This is a genomic window from Agrococcus sp. HG114 (assembly GCF_024723325.1).
GTDB lineage: Bacteria > Actinomycetota > Actinomycetes > Actinomycetales > Microbacteriaceae > Agrococcus.
This window is the reverse complement of record NZ_JANQCH010000045.1, coordinates 1-16,978: the sequence shown is the minus strand read 5'-3', so window position 1 is coordinate 16,978 and position 16,978 is coordinate 1. Positions and strand designations below refer to the sequence as shown.

The following is a 16,978-nucleotide window of genomic DNA, read 5'->3' as shown; positions in this document are numbered from 1 at the left end:
ACGGCCACGGCCCGCGCGCGCGGCGCGCGCCGCTTCCCCCGCGGCGCGCCCGCGCCCCCGCCACACCTCGCCGTGGCCGGGCAGCACGATCTGCGCCCCCGTCGCGTCGAGCGCGCTGAGCGACTCGAGCGCTTGGGCCGGTCGCACCGTGGCCGCGCCGGCGACGAGGCGGGGGCCCGTGCGCGTCGTGTACGGGTCGAGCGTGACGAGGGCGTCGCCGCTGATCACGGCATCGCGGTCGGCGAGGTGGAGCGCGACGTGCCCGTCGGTGTGGCCCGGGGTGGCGAGCGCGCGCGGCCGGCCCGGCAGGTCGAGCAGCGCGCCGGGCTCGAGCGCCTCGGTGTCGCGGACGCCCTCCACGGCGAGCGCTCCCACCGACGCCATCGCGACCAGGATCGGCACGAATCCCGGGTAGCGCAACGGGTACCACAGCCGCGAGTTCGCGGAGCGGTACGAGTACGGATGCGCGGCGATGGGTCGGTCGCCCTCGTGCAGCCAGAGCCGCATCCCTGAGCGCTGGAGGTCGGCGGCCATGCCGAGGTGGTCGAAGTGGGCGTGCGTGAGCACGAGTCCGCGGACGTCGCCGATGCTGCGGCCGATCGCGGCGAGCGCGGCGTGCAGGTGCGGGCCGCTGCGGGGGAAGAGCGAGTCGACGAGTGTCACCGCCCCGCCCTCCTCGATCAGGTAGGCGTTGGTCGACGCGTGCTGGAGCCGGTGCACGCCCGGCGCGACGTCGCGCTCGAGGACCGCCTCGCGGCGGCGGCGGACTGCTCCGCGTTGCGGCTCGCGGCGGGCGGTGCTCTGGGATGCGTCCATGCATCCATCTCATCGGCTCGGCCTGGGCGCCGCCACCCGCGGACGCCCAGGTTCAGAGCTCGAGCAGCTCGTCTGCGACGCGGAGGCCGAGCACCGGCCTATCGGCCGTCCAGACAGCCGCGCACGCGGCGCGGATGGTGTCCACGGGGCGCTCCCCCGCGCGCACGAGCGTGATGTCGATGCCCGAGCGGCGCACGGCCGCGCGCCCGACCTCGAAGTACACGTCGCGGGTCGAGGTCTCGAGCGTCTCCCGCACCGGCGCGATCGGGCGCTGGAGGTCGCGCAGGTCGGCGATGACGTGGTCGGGCCGCATCGACGGGTCGGCGCCGATGAGGCTCGCGCCCCGGTCGATGCCGGTCAGCACCGCGATCGAGCGGATGCCTGCGCGGCGAGCGCCGAGGATGTCGGTGTCGAGCCGGTCGCCGATCATCGCCGGCGACCGCGCGCCGAACCGCTCCGCCGCGACCTCGAACATCGGCGTCTCGGGCTTGCCCGCGAAGTCGGCCAGCCGACCGACGGCCGTGTGCACGGCAGACACGAGCGTGCCGTTGCCGGGTGCGATGCCGCCCGCGACCGGGATCGTCCAGTCGCCGTTCGTGGCGATCCACGGGATGCCGCCGTGCTCGGGCTTGCGCGCGAGCGCGAACGCCGCCTCGGCGAGATCCGCCCAGCCGACGCTTGGGTGGAAGCCCTGCACGACGGCCCTCGGCTGCTCGGCAGCGGTGCGCACCACCCGCCAGCCGCGCGCCTGGACCTCGACGACGATGCCGTCGCCGCCCACGACGAGCACGGGATCACCCGGCTCCAGGTGCTGGGCGAGGAGCAGCATCGCCGCCTGCGGGCTCGTGACAACATCGCGGGGTGCGACGTCGAGCCCGAAGGAGCGGAGGTGCTCGGCGACCTGCGCGTCGGTGCGCGACGCGTTGTTCGTCAGGTAGGCGGCGGGCAGGCCGGTGGCGCGGATGCTGTCCACGGCGTGCGGGATGGCATTCGGCCCCTGGTACACGACCCCGTCGAGGTCGAGGTACAGGAAGTCGACGCCGTCGAGGGGCGTGGGCGCAGGCGCCGCCGACTTGCGGAACAGCGGCATCAGCGCTCGTCCTCGCGCCGCTCCTCGTCGCCGATCAGGTCGTCGCCGAAGAGCGCGTCCCCGAACAGCGCGTCGTCGGATGCCGCCGCAGCCGGGGTCGCGGGCTCGGCGCTCGTCGGCTCGGCGACGGCGGTGTCGGGGTCCGCGGCGTCAGCGTCCGCGGCGTCCGCGGCAGCGTCCGCGTCCGCGTCCGCGTCCGCGTCCGCGTCCGCAGCGTCCTCTGCCGTTGCATGCTCGACCTCGGGCTCGCCGGGCTCGGGCCCACCGGGCTCGGGCTCGCCGGGCTCGGGCTCGCCGGGCTCGGGCTCGCCGGGCTCGGGCTCGGGCTCGGGCTCGGGCTCGGGCTCGGGCTCGGCGCCAGCCTCAGCGACGTCGAGGTCGTCGAGGTCGTCCGGGTCGTCGGACTCGGGGTCGATCTCGATGCGCTCCGTCGTGACGGCGAGCTCCTCGAGCTCGCCGGGGCGCATCGCGTCCTCGAGCGCGTCGATCGCGCGGTCCGCGAGCGCGAACCACTCCGCCGCCTCCTCGTCGCGGCCCAGCTCCTCGAGCACACCCGCGAAGCTCGCGAAGAGCGCGGGGCTGTACTCGAACGCCTTGTCGCGTCGCAGCTCGGGGATGCGCAGCTCCTCGAGCGCCGCCTCCGTCTGCCCCAGGTCGAGCCGGGCGCCGGACTTCACGATCGCGAGCTCGACGCGGACCGGCGTCTCGAGGGTCGACGCGTCGACCGAGCGGGCGAGCTCGAGCGCCTTCTCGGGGCGGCCGAGCCCGCGCTCGCAGTCGGCCATGAGCGGCAGCTGGTCGTCGCGGCCAGTGATGCGGCGGTAGGTGCGCAGCTCGCGAAGCGCGAGCGCGAAGTCGCCGAGCTGGTACGCGGTGATCGCGAGGGTCTCCCGCACCACGCCGATGCGCCCTGCTCGTCGGGCGGCCGCGAGCGCGTGCTGATGGGCGAGCTCAGGGTCGTCGTCGATGAGCCGCGACGCCATGGCCATGTGCTTCGCGACGAGCTCGGCGTTGTCCTTCGCGAGCGTCTTCAGCTGCGCGCGCGCGCCGATGTCGAGGTCCTCGGCCGCGACGTCGTCGGGCAGCGGCGGCGGCACGAAGTCGTCGTCGCGCACCTGCTTGAAGCTCTCGCCCGTGCCCTCACCGCGCCGCTCGTAGCCGCGACCCGGGCGCGCGCCGTCCCGCTGAGGGCCGGAGTTGCGGCTTCGCTGATCGTCGCGTCGCGGCTGGTCGGCGCGTCCGAAGCGGCTGGCGCCCTCCCCCTGCTGCCGGCGGTCGCCGTCGCGGCGCGGCCGTGCGTCGCGGTCGGACCGGCGCTCGCCATCGCGCGCCGGGCGGCGGTCGCCGTCGCGCATGGGCCGGCGGTCGTCTTCGCGCCGTGGGCGCGAGTCCCGGTCGAACCGGCGCTCTCCGTCGCGCTGCGGGCGACGGTCTCCGTCGCGCTGCGGGCGCGAGTCCCGGTCGAAGCGGCGCTCACCGTCGCGCTGCGGGCGACGGTCTCCATCGCGCTGCGGGCGCGAGTCCCGGTCGGACCGGCGCTCTCCGTCGCGCTGCGGGCGACGGTCTCCAGCGCGCTGCGGGCGCGAGTCCCGGTCGAAGCGGCGCTCACCGTCGCGGTGCGGGCGACGGTCTGCGTCGCGCTGCGGGCGCGAGTCCCGGTCGAAGCGGCGCTCACCGTCCCGCTGGGGGCGCGAGTCCCGGCCGAAGCGGCGCTCGCCATCACGCTGCGGGCGACGGTCGCCATCACGCGGCGGGCGGGAAACGCGGTCGAACCGGTGCTCACCGTCGCGCTGCGGGCGACGGTCGCCGTCCCGCTGCGCACGCGAGTCGGCTCCGGGGCGGTAGCCCGTGTCTCCTGGACGCAGCGGCTTGCGCTCGCCGTCGCGGGCCGGCCGGCGATCGCTCGAGCGATCGGAGCCGCGCCCCGGCCGCGCGCCGCCGGAGCGGCTGTCGCCGCCTCGCTCGGGGCGGCGGTCGCCGGAGCTGCGCCGGCGGTCGTCATCGCGCGAGCTGCGATCTGCCTTGTCGTTCACGGCACCATCCCATCCGGGTCCAGAAACGGAAAAAGGGGCCCCAGATGAATCTGGGGCCCCTTTCCAAAAGAAGTCCGGCGGTGTCCTACTCTCCCACAGGGTCCCCCCTGCAGTACCATCGGCGCTGAGAGCCTTAGCTTCCGGGTTCGGAATGTGACCGGGCGTTTCCCTCTCGCTATGGCCGCCGAAACACTATTGATGTTTCAGTCTGCACAGCTCTTCGCTTCGCAGCGAAGGGCTGCAGTTCTCGACCGTCCATCGAGAACCACAAAGTGGACGCGAGCAGCAAGCTCATGTAAATGTTATCAAGTCATCGGCTTATTAGTACCGGTCAGCTTCATGGGTCGTTAGTCCCCACTTCCACATCCGGCCTATCAACCCAGTAGTCTGGCTGGGAGCCTCTCGCCCGAAGGCACGGAAGTCTCATCTTGAGGCCGGCTTCCCGCTTAGATGCTTTCAGCGGTTATCCATCCCGAACGTAGCTAATCAGCGGTGCTCCTGGCGGAACAACTGACACACCAGAGGTTCGTCCAACCCGGTCCTCTCGTACTAGGGTCAGATCCTCTCAAACTTCCAACGCGCGCAGCGGATAGGGACCGAACTGTCTCACGACGTTCTAAACCCAGCTCGCGTGCCGCTTTAATGGGCGAACAGCCCAACCCTTGGGACCTACTCCAGCCCCAGGATGCGACGAGCCGACATCGAGGTGCCAAACCATGCCGTCGATATGGACTCTTGGGCAAGATCAGCCTGTTATCCCCGAGGTACCTTTTATCCGTTGAGCGACAGCGCTTCCACAAGCCACTGCCGGATCACTAGTCCCGACTTTCGTCCCTGCTCCAGTTGTCACTGTCACAGTCAAGCTCCCTTGTGCACTTACACTCGACACCTGATTGCCAACCAGGTTGAGGGAACCTTTGGGCGCCTCCGTTACTTTTTGGGAGGCAACCGCCCCAGTTAAACTACCCACCAGGCACTGTCCCTGAACCGGATTACGGTTCGAAGTTAGATATCCAGAGTGACCAGAGTGGTATTTCAACAATGACTCCACCCGAACTAGCGTCCGGGCTTCACAGTCTCCCACCTATCCTACACAAGCCACACCGAACACCAATACCAAGCTGTAGTAAAGGTCACGGGGTCTTTCCGTCCTGCTGCGCGTAACGAGCATCTTTACTCGTAGTGCAATTTCGCCGAGTTCGCGGTTGAGACAGCTGGGAAGTCGTTACGCCATTCGTGCAGGTCGGAACTTACCCGACAAGGAATTTCGCTACCTTAGGATGGTTATAGTTACCACCGCCGTTTACTGGGGCTTAAATTCTGAGCTTCGCTTGCGCTAACCCTTCCTCTTAACCTTCCAGCACCGGGCAGGCGTCAGTCCGTATACATCGACTTGCGTCTTCGCACGGACCTGTGTTTTTAGTAAACAGTCGCTTCCCACTGGTCTCTGCGGCCTTCAAACGCTCGGGCAGCAAGTGCCGTCACGCCTCAGGCCCCCCTTCTCCCGAAGTTACGGGGGCATTTTGCCGAGTTCCTTAACCACGATTCTCTCGATCTCCTTGGTATTCTCTACCTGACCACCTGAGTCGGTTTGGGGTACGGGTGACTTGAACCTCGCGTCGATGCTTTTCTAGGCAGCATAGGATCACAGACTTCCCTCTAGGGTTCGGCAAAGCTCTCAGGCTATGTGTGCGACGGATTTGCCTATCGCACGCCCTACGGCTTACCCGGACTCAACCATCGGCCCGGTTCTGCTACCTTCCTGCGTCACACCTGTTAATACGCTAGCCGCACCAGCGAGGGGTCGAGTGCTAGCCCAAGGACTTCGCCCCGAAGGGATCCGTCCAAGGATTCGGACTCTTAGCACTACTGGATTGACTTGGGCGGTTCTTCGCCAGCTCAGGATTATCAACCTGATGTCCATCGACTACGCCTGTCGGCCTCGCCTTAGGTCCCGGCTTACCCAGGGAAGATTAGCTTGACCCTGGAACCCTTGGTCTTTCGGAGGACTGGTTTCTCGCCAGTCTTTCGCTACTCATGCCTGCATTCTCACTCGTGTGGCGTCCACGGCTGGATTCCTCCGCCGCTTCACTCGCCACACGACGCTCTCCTACCAATCCGCACGCTTGGACAGCCGAAGCTGCCGAGCTGTTGCGCGAATTCCACGACTTCGGTGGTGTGCTTGAGCCCCGTTACATTGTCGGCGCAGAATCACTTGACCAGTGAGCTATTACGCACTCTTTCAAGGGTGGCTGCTTCTAAGCCAACCTCCTGGTTGTCTAAGCAACTCCACATCCTTTTCCACTTAGCACACGCTTGGGGACCTTAGTCGGTGGTCTGGGTTGTTTCCCTCTCGACGATGAAGCTTATCCCCCACCGTCTCACTGCTGCGCTCTCACTTACCGGCATTCGGAGTTTGGCTGACGTCAGTAACCTTTTGGGGCCCATCGGCCATCCAGTAGCTCTACCTCCGGCAAGAAACACGCAACGCTGCACCTAAATGCATTTCGGAGAGAACCAGCTATCACGAAGTTTGATTGGCCTTTCACCCCTATCCACAGCTCATCCCCTCAGTTTTCAACCTAAGTGGGTTCGGTCCTCCACGAGGTCTTACCCTCGCTTCAACCTGGCCATGGATAGATCACTTCGCTTCGGGTCTAGGACATGCGACTGAATCGCCCTATTCAGACTCGCTTTCGCTACGGCTACCCCACACGGGTTAACCTCGCCACATATCGCTAACTCGCAGGCTCATTCTTCAAAAGGCACGCTGTCACAGCTGCTAGGGCTGCTCCAACGGTTTGTAAGCAAACGGTTTCAGGTACTATTTCACTCCCCTCCCGGGGTACTTTTCACCTTTCCCTCACGGTACTTGTCCGCTATCGGTCATCTGGGAGTATTTAGGCTTACCAGGTGGTCCTGGCAGATTCACACGGGATTTCTCGGGCCCCGTGCTACTTGGGATGGACCTCGCGCCATCGCGCGGTTTCGGCTACGGGATTGTCACCCTCTTCGATGAGCCTTTCCAAGCTCTTCGCCTACCGCGGTCTGTAACGCTTGCTGCTCGGCAGAGCAGCTGAGATGTCCCACAACCCCGATCATGCAACGCCTGCCGGCTATCACACACGATCGGTTTAGCCTCTTCCGCGTTCGCTCGCCACTACTGACGGAATCACTGTTGTTTTCTCTTCCTGTGGGTACTGAGATGTTTCACTTCCCCACGTTCCCTCTACCCGCCCTATATATTCAGGCGGGAGTCACTGGGTCGGCACGCCGCCCAGCGGGGTTTCCCCATTCGGAGATCCTCGGATCAAAGCTCGTTTATCAGCTCCCCGAGGCTTATCGCAGATTACTACGTCCTTCATCGGCTCCAGATGCCAAGGCATCCACCGTTTGCTCTTAGAAACTTGACCACATACATGAGTATTTTGGTTAGGACACCACCGCCGAAGCGATGGCGACCAATGATCTATATAGATCATCAAGACTCGAGCCGAAGCTCGAATCTAAGATGCTCGCGTCCACTGTGTAGTTCTCAACATACGGTCGGTACCGTCGACCTCGGCGCCTTGCGCTCCGGTCATCCGGTCCAGAGGTGAAGAAGACGCCGAAAGGCGCCGTCTGGTCCCTCAGGACCCAACAGCGTGCATGCGCCCGATCTCCCTCGCTCCGCGGTTCCTGACTGCTAGGCAGCCGTACTTCGCTGAGCTCGATCCTTCGAGCGCCAATGTCAATGTTCCACCCTTGAGCTGACCACCGGTCGACGTGTGCGACCGTAGTGGCTCTGCGCCGGCATGCCGGCGAGATGCTCCTTAGAAAGGAGGTGATCCAGCCGCACCTTCCGGTACGGCTACCTTGTTACGACTTAGTCCTAATCACCGATCCCACCTTCGACAGCTCCCTCCAAAAGGTTAGGCCACTGGCTTCGGGTGTTACCGACTTTCATGACTTGACGGGCGGTGTGTACAAGGCCCGGGAACGTATTCACCGCAGCGTTGCTGATCTGCGATTACTAGCGACTCCGACTTCATGAGGTCGAGTTGCAGACCTCAATCCGAACTGAGACCGGCTTTTTGGGATTCGCTCCACCTTGCGGTATCGCAGCCCATTGTACCGGCCATTGTAGCATGCGTGAAGCCCAAGACATAAGGGGCATGATGATTTGACCTCATCCCCACCTTCCTCCGAGTTGACCCCGGCAGTATCCCATGAGTTCCCACCATGACGTGCTGGCAACATAGGACGAGGGTTGCGCTCGTTGCGGGACTTAACCCAACATCTCACGACACGAGCTGACGACAACCATGCACCACCTGTATACCGACCTTGCGGGGCGACCATCTCTGGCCGTTTCCGGTATATGTCAAGCCTTGGTAAGGTTCTTCGCGTTGCATCGAATTAATCCGCATGCTCCGCCGCTTGTGCGGGCCCCCGTCAATTCCTTTGAGTTTTAGCCTTGCGGCCGTACTCCCCAGGCGGGGAACTTAATGCGTTAGCTACGACACGGAGACCGTGGAATGGTCCCCACATCTAGTTCCCAACGTTTACGGCATGGACTACCAGGGTATCTAAGCCTGTTTGCTCCCCATGCTTTCGCTCCTCAGCGTCAGTTACGGCCCAGAGATCTGCCTTCGCCATCGGTGTTCCTCCTGATATCTGCGCATTCCACCGCTACACCAGGAATTCCAATCTCCCCTACCGCACTCTAGTCTGCCCGTACCCACTGCAAGCCCGAGGTTGAGCCTCGGGTTTTCACAGCAGACGCGACAGACCGCCTACGAGCTCTTTACGCCCAATAATTCCGGACAACGCTTGCACCCTACGTATTACCGCGGCTGCTGGCACGTAGTTAGCCGGTGCTTTTTCTGCAGGTACCGTCACTTTCGCTTCTTCCCTGCTAAAAGAGGTTTACAACCCGAAGGCCGTCGTCCCTCACGCGGCGTTGCTGCATCAGGCTTGCGCCCATTGTGCAATATTCCCCACTGCTGCCTCCCGTAGGAGTCTGGGCCGTGTCTCAGTCCCAGTGTGGCCGGTCACCCTCTCAGGCCGGCTACCCGTCGTCGCCTTGGTGAGCCGTTACCTCACCAACAAGCTGATAGGCCGTGAGCTGATCCTTGACCGAAGTTCTTTCCACCCGCAGGAGATGCCTCCGCGGGTCGTATCCGGTATTAGACGCCGTTTCCAGCGCTTATCCCAGAGTCAAGGGCACATTGCTCACGTATTACTCACCCGTTCGCCACTAATCCGGAGGAGCAAGCTCCTCCTTCATCGTTCGACTTGCATGTGTTAAGCACGCCGCCAGCGTTCGTCCTGAGCCAGGATCAAACTCTCCGTAAAGAAATGTTGCGTACCGCTCGGGGAAAACCGGGCGGCAGCGAGTTTGATGCTGACAAAATGGACTGTCTACTGACAATCCGTCTCATCCAAAGGAATCGTGTGCCCGAAGGCACCACGAGTTAATATTTGGCATTTGACATTGTGCACGCTGTTGAGTTCTCAAGGATCAGACGCTCTCGTGCTTCCCTGTATCAGGTCGGCGCCGAGGCAACTTCTCTATCGTAACCACTTCTTGGTCGGTGTCAAATCGACACGCCGTGCGGAGCTGAACTCCCACCGGACTGTCAGGCCCGGTCCGTGGCAACCTGTCTAGGTTACACGATCCGGAGTGACTGTCAAGTCGGCGTGTCGCGCTGGCCGGCCGCATTGCTGCTGCCGTCCGTCGCGCTGCGCGCTCCGCACTGTCATCGTTGAAGTGGTCTGTCACCTTACCCGCGTCCGGCGCGACACGCTACTGCGTGGAGCCTTCCGGCGGGGAGGTGGTCCCTCTTGATCCGCGAGCCTCTCTCGGCTCTGCGTCTTTGGGGTGACGAGTGATTACGTTACACGGGCCGGGGCCCGATGCTCCAAACCGCGTGCATCCCGGGCGTGTCGCCGCGGGATTCCGCGGAAGACGGCGACGGGGGCCCTCAGGCCCCCGTCTCGACCGCGGTGTCCACCCCCGCGAGCGTCTTCTTCCCGCGTCGCAGCACCGCGAACCTCCCGTGCAGCAGCCGGCCCTCGAGGGTGGCCGCCGCATCGTCGATGCGCTGGTTGTTCACCGAGACCCCGCCCTGGGCGATCGCCCGGCGGCCGTCGGAGAGCGAGTCGACGAGACCCGTCTCCTGCAGGAGCTGCAGCACCGGCGCATCCTCGGTCGCCGTCGCCTGCCGGTCGAGCGAGCCGACGGCCGCGGCGAGCGTGCCCGCGTCGAGCGCCCCCAGATCCCCGGAGCCGAACAGCGCCTCGGACGCGGCGATCGCCTGCTCGGTCGCCTCGCGGCCGTGGATGAACGACGTGGCCTGCAGGGCGAGCTCGCGCTGCGCCTCCCGGCGGAAGGGCGCCTCGACCGTGGCCCGCTCGAGCTCCGCGATGCGCGCCGACGGCAGGAACGTGAACGACTTGAGCAGCTGCACGACGATCGCGTCGTCCTGGTTGAGCCAGAACTGGTACATCGCGTACGGCGTGGTCAGCTGGGCGTCGAGCCACACCGCGTTGCCCTCGCTCTTTCCGAACTTCTTGCCGTCGGCGTCGGTGATGAGGGGCGAGCCGAGCGCGTGCGCGTGGACGCCCTCCGCCTTGCGGATCAGCTCGGTGCCGGCCGTGAGGTTGCCCCACTGGTCGCTGCCGCCGAGCTGCATGATGCAGCCGAACCGGAGGAAGAGCTCGCGGAAGTCGAGCCCCTGCAGCACCTGGTAGCTGAACTCGGCGTAGGAGATGCCCTCCTCCGACTCCATGCGCGACGCGACCGCGTCCTTCCGGAGCATCGTGCCGACGCGGAAGTGCTTGCCCACCTCGCGCAGGAAGTCGACGGTCGACAGGGGCGCGGTCCAGTCGAGGTTGTTGACGAGCCGCACCGGGTTGTCGCCCTCGGCGTCGAGGAAGCGCAGCACCTGCGCACCCAGGTAGGTGACCCACTCGGCGACGGTGTCGCGGTCGTTGAGCTGGCGCTCCGCGGTCGGCTTCGGGTCGCCGATGAGCCCGGTCGAGCCGCCGACGAGCGCGATCGGCCGGTGGCCGGCGAGCTGGAGCCGGCGCATGATGATCAGCTGGGCGAGGTTGCCGAGGTGCAGGCTCGGCGCGGTCGGGTCGAAGCCGCAGTAGAACGTGATCGGCGCGCCGCCGAGCAGGTGGCGCAGCGCCTCGGGGTCGGTCGAGACGTGCACGCTGCCGCGATGCTGCAGCTCGTCCCAGACGTTGTCGAAGGCCGGGTCGAGCTGGATGGGCGCGGGTTCGATCACGGCTCGAATCTACCGAACGTCAGCCGCGCGAGAGCCGAGCCAGGCGCTCGTCGAGGGCGATGAGCTGGGCGTCGACCGCGGCCCGCGCCGTGCCGCCGAGGCCGTCGCGAGCAGCGATGGCGCCGTCGACCGTGAGCACCTCGCGCACCTCGGGCGTCAGGTGCTCGCTCACCGAGCGGTAGTCGTCGTCGCTCGCCTCGTCGAGCTCGATCCCGCGCGACTCGCACAGCCGCACGAGCGCCCCGGCGATCTCGTGCGCCTCGCGGAACGGCACCCGGCGCTTGACGAGCCACTCGGCCACGTCGGTCGCGAGGGCGTACCCGCCCGCGGCGCCCGCGCGCATCCGCTGCTCGTCGAAGTCCAGGGTCGCGACCATGCCCGCGAAGGCCGGCAGCAGCACCTGCAGCTGGTCGACCGCGTCGAAGACCGGCTCCTTGTCCTCCTGCAGGTCGCGGTTGTACGCGAGCGGCAGCGCCTTGAGGGTCGCGAGCAGGCCCGCGTGGTCGCCGATGAGCCGACCGGCCTTGCCGCGCGCGAGCTCGGCGATGTCGGGGTTCTTCTTCTGCGGCATGATCGACGACCCGGTCGAGAAGCCGTCGTGCAGCCGCGCGAAGCCGACGTCGCGCGTCGTCCAGAGGATGACCTCCTCGGCGAGGCGCGAGAGGTCGATCGCCGTCATCGCGAGCACGAACGTCAGCTCGGCGACGACGTCGCGCGCGCTCGTCGCATCGATCGAGTTCGGGCTCGGCGCGGCGAGGCCCAGCTCGCTCGCGACGATCGCCGGGTCGAGGCCGAGCGTCGAGCCGGCGAGGGCGCCCGCGCCGTACGGCGACTCGCTCGCGCGCACCCGCCAGTCGGCGAGCCGCTCGAGGTCGCGCACGAGCGGCCACGCGTGCGCGAGCAGGTGGTGCGCGAGCAGCACGGGCTGCGCGTGCTGCAGGTGGGTGCGCCCCGGCATCGGCGCCGTCGGGTGCGCGTCGGCCTGCATGCGGAGCGCCTCGATCACCGCGCGGATGCCGCGCTCGACCTCCTCGGCCTCCTCGAGCATCCACACCCGCACGAGCGTCGCGATCTGGTCGTTGCGCGAGCGGCCCGCGCGCAGCCGCCCGCCGAGCTCGGCGCCCGCGACCTCGATGAGGCCCCGCTCGAGCGCGCCGTGCACGTCCTCGTCGGAGTCGGCCGCTGCGAACGCGCCGGTGCGGACCCGCTCGCTCAGCTCGTCGAGCGCCGAGCGCATCGCGGTCAGCTCGTCGTCCGAGAGCAGCCCCGCCGCGTGGAGCGCGCTCGCGTGGGCCTTCGACCCGCGGATGTCGAGCTGGGCGAGGCGCCAGTCGAACTGGGTCGACTTCGACAGCCGCGCCATCTCAGGGCTCGGGCCGGATGCGAAGCGCCCGCCCCACAGCGAGCCCTCGTTCGTGCCGTGCTGCTGCCCGCTCATGCGGCGGCCCGCTCGAGCAGCCACGCGAGCAGCGCCTTCTGCGCGTGCAGCCGGTTCTCCGCCTCGTCCCAGATGATCGACTGCGGCCCGTCGATGACGTCGGCCGTCACCTCGAAGCCGCGGTCGGCGGGCAGGCAGTGCATGAAGACCGCGTCGGGCTGCGCGAGGTCCATGAGCGCCTGGTCGACCTGGAAGGCGCCGAAGGTCGCGACCCGCGCTGCCTTCTCGTCCTCCTTGCCCATCGAGACCCACGTGTCGGTCACGACGACGTCGGCGCCGGCGACGGCGGCGGATGCGTCGTCACCGACGGTCGCGCTGCCGCCGGTGGTCGCGGCGATGCGCTGGGCGTCGGCCACGACAGCCGCGTCGGGCGCGTACCCGGCGGGCGCGGCGACCCGCACGTGCATGCCGGCGGTCGCGCACGCGAGGAGGTACGACTGCGCCATGTTGGAGCGCCCGTCGCCGACGAACGCGACGGTGAGGCCCGCGAGCTCGCCCTTGTGCTCCTGCATCGTGAGCAGGTCGGCGAGCAGCTGGCACGGGTGGAAGTCGTCGGAGAGCGCGTTCACGACCGGCACCCGGGTCGCGGCCGCCATCTCCTCGAGCCCCGCCTGCGCGTACGTGCGCCACACGATCGCCGCGACCTGGCGCTCGAGCACGCGGGCGGTGTCGGCCGCGGTCTCCTTGCCGCCGAGCTGGCTCGAGGCGGTCGAGATGATGAGCGGCGAGCCGCCGAGGTCGGAGATGCCGACGTGGAACGACACGCGCGTGCGGGTCGACGACTTGTCGAAGATGACGGCGACGCTCTGCGGCCCCTCGAGCGGCCGCGCGGCGAAGCGGTCGCGCTTCATGCGCGCGGCGAGCTCGAGCACCTCGCGCTGCTCGGCGGGGCTCAGGTCGTCGTCGCGCAGGAAGTGCCGGGTCATGCTGCTCCTCGGTGGGTCTGGGCGGATGCAGGCACGACCTCGGTGCCGGAGCCCGCGGTCGTGAAGATCTCGGTCAGGATGGAGTGGGGCGCTCGGCCGTCGATGATCGCGGCCTTCGGCACGCCCGCGCGGACGGCCGTGAGGCACGCCTGCATCTTGGGGATCATGCCCGACTCGAGCGAGGGCAGGAGCGCCTCGAGCTCGTCGTCGGTGATCTCGGTGATGAGCGACGAGCGGTCGGGCCAGTCGCGGTAGAGGCCCTCGACGTCGGTGAGGATCACGAGCTTCTCGGCGCCGAGCGCCGCCGCGAGCGCGGCGGCGGCGGCGTCGGCGTTGATGTTCAGCGACTCTCCCGGCCGGTCGCCGTCCGGGGCGATCGACGAGACGACGGGGATGAGCCCCGCCTCGAGCAGCCGCTCGACGGGCGCCGGGTCGACGGCGACGACGTCGCCGACCTGGCCGAGGTCGACCTCGCGGCCGTCGACGACCGTGCCGCGGCGGCGGCCGGTGAAGAGCCCGGCGTCCTCCCCCGAGACGGTCGCGGCGAGCGGGCCGTGCGCGTTGATGAGCGACACGAGCGTGCGGGCGACCTGGCCGGTGAGCACCATGCGCACGACCTCCATCGCCTCGGGGCTCGTCACGCGGTAGCCGCCGCGGAACTCGCTCTCGATGCCGTGGATGCGCAGCGCCTCGTCGATCTGCGGGCCGCCGCCGTGCACGACGACGGGCGCGATGCCGACGTGCCGGAGGTACACCATGTCCTCGGCGAACGCGCGCTGCAGCTCGGCCGACACCATCGCGTTGCCGCCGTACTTCACGACCATCGTCGCGCCGCGGTAGCGCTCGAGCCACGGGAGCGACTCGATGAGCGTCGCGGCCTTCTGCGCGAGGAGCGCCTCGTCCCTAGCTGGCATACGCGGAGTTCTCGTGCACGTAGTCGTGGGTCAGGTCGTTCGTGCGGATCGTCGCCGTCGCGTCGCCCGCGTGCAGGTCGATGACGATGCTCGTCGCGCGCGGCGCGAGGTCGACCTCCTCCCGAGGGCGGTCGGGCTCGCCCGCGCGGCACACCCGCACCCCGTTGAAGACGACGTCGACCGCGTACGGGTCGAACGACGCATCCGTCGTGCCGATCGCGGCGAGCACGCGCCCCCAGTTCGGGTCGTTGCCGAAGATCGCCGCCTTGAACAGGTTCGAGCGCGCGACCGAGCGGCCGACGACGACCGCGTCGTCCTCGCTGACGGCGCCGCGCACCTCGATCGCGATGTCGTGGGTCGCGCCCTCTGCGTCCTCCTGCAGCTGGCGCGCGAGGTCGTCGCACACGGCGGTGACGGATGCGGTGAGCGCGGCCTCGTCGGCGCGCTCGCCCGACGCGCCGGAGGCGAGGAGCAGCACGGTGTCGTTCGTCGACATGCAGCCGTCGGAGTCGAGCCGGTCGAAGGTCACGCGCGTCGCGGCGCGGAGCGCGCGGTCGAGCACGTCGGGCTCCGCGACCGCGTCGGTCGTGAGCACGACGAGCATCGTCGCGAGCCCGGGCGCGAGCATGCCCGCGCCCTTCGCCATGCCGCCGACCGTCCAGCCGCCGTCGCGCGCGACCGCCTGCTTCGGCACCGAGTCGGTCGTCATGATCGCGCGGGCCGCGGCGAGCCCTGCCTCCTCGCCGTCCGCGAGCGCGTCGACGGCGAGGTCGGCGCCGTGCAGCACCGCCGCGCGGAACGCCTCGTCGCCGACGCCGATGAGGCCGGTCGAGCACACCTGCACGTCGATCGCGCCGAGGCCGAGGCGCTCGGCGACGCGCTCGGCCGTCTGGTGCGTCGTCTGGAAGCCGAAGGGGCCGGTGAAGCAGTTCGCCCCGCCGGAGTTCAGGATCACGGCGCGCGCGGTGCCGTCGGCGAGCGCCTGCTGGCTCCAGAGCACCGGGTTCGCCTTCGCCCGGTTGGCGGTGAAGACCCCGGCGGCGGCGGCGAGCGGGCCGTCGTTCACGACGAGCGCGACGTCGGGGCCGCCCGATGCCTTGACGCCCGCCGCGACGCCGGCCGCGCGGAAGCCCGCCGCGGCGGTCACGCTCACGGCGCGACCCCGTCGATCGGCAGGCCGAGCTGCTCCTCGAAGCCGAGCGCGATGTTCGCCGACTGGATGGCCGCGCCGGCCGTGCCCTTGCCGAGGTTGTCGAGCGCGGCGATCATCACGACCCGCCCGGCGTCCTCGTCGAGGCCGACGCCGATGTGCACCGAGTTCGAGCCGAGCACGTCGGCGGTCCGCGGGTACGAACCTGCCGGCAGCACGTGCACGAAGCGCTCGTCGGCGTACGCCGAGAGCCACGCGCCCCGCAGCTGCTCCGCGCTCACGTCGCCCACGAGCGGGGCGGTGACGGTCGCGAGGATGCCGCGCGACATCGGCACGAGGACGGGCGTGAACGAGTGCCGCACCTCGCCCGCCCCGACCGCGCGCAGGTTCTGCGCGATCTCGGGCAGGTGCCGGTGCGTGCCGCCGACGCCGTACGGGCTCGCGCTGCCGGTGAGCTCGCTCGCGAGCAGGTGGGTCTTCGCGGCACGGCCGGCGCCGGAGGAGCCGACCGCGAGCACCGAGGTGAGCGCGGTCGGGTCGATGAAGCCGGATGCGACGCCGGGCGCGGCGGCGAGGGTCACGGCGGTCGCGTTGCAGCCGGGCACCGCGATGCGCCGGGTCGCGCGCAGCTCGCGCCGCTGCCGGCCGCCGTCGGCGAGCATGAGCTCGGGCATGCCGTACGGCCACGCGCCCGCGTGCTCGGTGCCGTAGAACCGCGTCCACGCCTCGGGGTCGTGGAGCCGGTGATCGGCGCCCGCGTCGACGACGAGCGTCTCGGCGGGCAGCTGGGCGGCGATGCCGGCCGAGTGGCCGTGCGGCAGCGCGAGGAACACGACGTCGTGGCCGGCGAGCACCTCGGGAGTCGTCTCCTGGAAGGTGAGGCTGGCGAGGGAGCGCAGGTTCGGGTGCACGGACACGAGCGGCTGCCCGGCGTTGGCGTGCGCCGTGACGGTGCGCACCTCCAGCTCGGGGTGCTGCGCGAGCAGCCGAAGCAGCTCGCCGCCCGCGTATCCGCTCGCGCCTGCGACGGCGACGGAGAGGCTCATGCCTCCAGGCTAGTCGCCCGCCCGCTCCGCATCGGCCTCGAACGCCGCCTCGACGACCGCGACGACCTCGATCTCGCCGGCCGCGAGCTCGAGCGCGGGGCCGGAGTCGGCACCGCCCAGGAGCACCGCCTCGCTCGCGCGGTGCTTCGCCACGAGCGGCTGCGGCACGGTGAGATCCGGCTCGCGAAGGGCTGCGATCCGCGGCTTCCCGAGCCCCGCGGCGCGCGCGTAGTCGGCGGCGCGCTCGACCGCGTCGGCGACCGCGCGCGCCCTGGCGCGGGCGGCGAG

11 protein-coding genes and 3 rRNA genes are annotated in these 16,978 nt (G+C 68.5%); 1 reads left to right on the top strand and 13 read right to left on the bottom strand.

Annotation, left to right across the window (positions count from 1 at the left end):
• The 3 genes from NWP09_RS06465 to NWP09_RS06455 all read right to left on the bottom strand — a co-directional run.
• On the bottom strand, positions 1-816 hold an 816-nt coding region (locus NWP09_RS06465; protein WP_258274711.1), incomplete at its 3' end, for an MBL fold metallo-hydrolase.
• Positions 817-868: 52 nt separating this feature from the next.
• Positions 869-1,906: an HAD-IIA family hydrolase gene (locus tag NWP09_RS06460; protein WP_258274710.1), complete on the bottom strand. Its 1,038-nt coding sequence runs from the start codon at positions 1,904-1,906 to the stop codon at positions 869-871.
• Positions 1,906-2,889: a hypothetical protein gene (locus NWP09_RS06455; protein ID WP_258274709.1), complete on the bottom strand. Its 984-nt coding sequence runs from the start codon at positions 2,887-2,889 to the stop codon at positions 1,906-1,908. The genes NWP09_RS06460 and NWP09_RS06455 overlap by 1 nt, the downstream gene beginning before the upstream one ends.
• Here NWP09_RS06455 and NWP09_RS06450 point away from each other — a divergent pair.
• Complete coding sequence (locus NWP09_RS06450) at positions 2,848-3,987, top strand: hypothetical protein (protein ID WP_258274708.1); 1,140 nt, start codon at positions 2,848-2,850, stop codon at positions 3,985-3,987. The two genes, NWP09_RS06455 and NWP09_RS06450, sit on opposite strands and share 42 nt — an antisense overlap.
• A gap of 24 nt (positions 3,988-4,011) precedes the next feature.
• Here the strand turns inward: NWP09_RS06450 and rrf are convergent.
• The 10 genes from rrf to NWP09_RS06400 all read right to left on the bottom strand — a co-directional run.
• A 5S ribosomal RNA gene (gene rrf, locus NWP09_RS06445) occupies positions 4,012-4,128 on the bottom strand.
• Between the two features lie 112 nt (positions 4,129-4,240).
• Positions 4,241-7,352 (bottom strand): 23S ribosomal RNA (locus tag NWP09_RS06440).
• Positions 7,353-7,755: 403 nt separating this feature from the next.
• A 16S ribosomal RNA gene (locus NWP09_RS06435) occupies positions 7,756-9,276 on the bottom strand.
• The 16S, 23S and 5S rRNA genes sit together here, the layout of an rRNA operon.
• A gap of 629 nt (positions 9,277-9,905) precedes the next feature.
• Positions 9,906-11,216, bottom strand: a complete 1,311-nt coding sequence (tyrS, locus tag NWP09_RS06430; RefSeq protein ID WP_258274707.1) for a tyrosine--tRNA ligase — start codon at positions 11,214-11,216, stop codon at positions 9,906-9,908.
• 19 nt (positions 11,217-11,235) lie between these two features.
• The gene (gene argH / locus NWP09_RS06425; RefSeq protein WP_258274706.1) at positions 11,236-12,654 is read right to left on the bottom strand and encodes an argininosuccinate lyase; all 1,419 of its coding nucleotides are present in this window, start codon (positions 12,652-12,654) and stop codon (positions 11,236-11,238) included.
• Positions 12,651-13,580, bottom strand: coding sequence for an ornithine carbamoyltransferase (gene argF, locus NWP09_RS06420; RefSeq protein ID WP_258274705.1), 930 nt, complete (start codon positions 13,578-13,580; stop codon positions 12,651-12,653). The genes argH and argF overlap by 4 nt, the downstream gene beginning before the upstream one ends.
• Positions 13,577-14,494 (bottom strand): acetylglutamate kinase, encoded by a 918-nt coding sequence (gene argB / locus NWP09_RS06415; RefSeq protein WP_258274704.1) that lies wholly within the window; start codon positions 14,492-14,494, stop codon positions 13,577-13,579. Before argB ends, argF begins: the two co-directional genes overlap by 4 nt.
• A complete protein-coding gene (argJ, locus tag NWP09_RS06410) occupies positions 14,484-15,647 on the bottom strand; it encodes a bifunctional glutamate N-acetyltransferase/amino-acid acetyltransferase ArgJ (RefSeq protein ID WP_258274703.1) in 1,164 nt (387 codons plus the stop codon). Before argJ ends, argB begins: the two co-directional genes overlap by 11 nt.
• The gene (gene argC, locus NWP09_RS06405; protein WP_258274702.1) at positions 15,644-16,690 is read right to left on the bottom strand and encodes an N-acetyl-gamma-glutamyl-phosphate reductase; all 1,047 of its coding nucleotides are present in this window, start codon (positions 16,688-16,690) and stop codon (positions 15,644-15,646) included. Before argC ends, argJ begins: the two co-directional genes overlap by 4 nt.
• Positions 16,691-16,699: 9 nt before the next feature.
• Positions 16,700-16,978: SIMPL domain-containing protein (locus NWP09_RS06400; RefSeq protein ID WP_258274701.1), on the bottom strand; the 279-nt coding region annotated here is incomplete at its 5' end.

Coding starts and splice junctions, on each gene's coding strand:
- NWP09_RS06460 (WP_258274710.1), bottom strand. CDS start 1,906: ATGCCGCTGTTCCGCAAGTCGGCGGCGCCTGCGCCCACGCCCCTCGAC.
- NWP09_RS06450 (WP_258274708.1), top strand. CDS start 2,848: ATGGGCGAGCTCAGGGTCGTCGTCGATGAGCCGCGACGCCATGGCCAT.
- NWP09_RS06455 (WP_258274709.1), bottom strand. CDS start 2,889: ATGGCGTCGCGGCTCATCGACGACGACCCTGAGCTCGCCCATCAGCAC.
- argH (WP_258274706.1), bottom strand. CDS start 12,654: ATGAGCGGGCAGCAGCACGGCACGAACGAGGGCTCGCTGTGGGGCGGG.
- argF (WP_258274705.1), bottom strand. CDS start 13,580: ATGACCCGGCACTTCCTGCGCGACGACGACCTGAGCCCCGCCGAGCAG.
- argB (WP_258274704.1), bottom strand. CDS start 14,494: ATGCCAGCTAGGGACGAGGCGCTCCTCGCGCAGAAGGCCGCGACGCTC.
- argC (WP_258274702.1), bottom strand. CDS start 16,690: ATGAGCCTCTCCGTCGCCGTCGCAGGCGCGAGCGGATACGCGGGCGGC.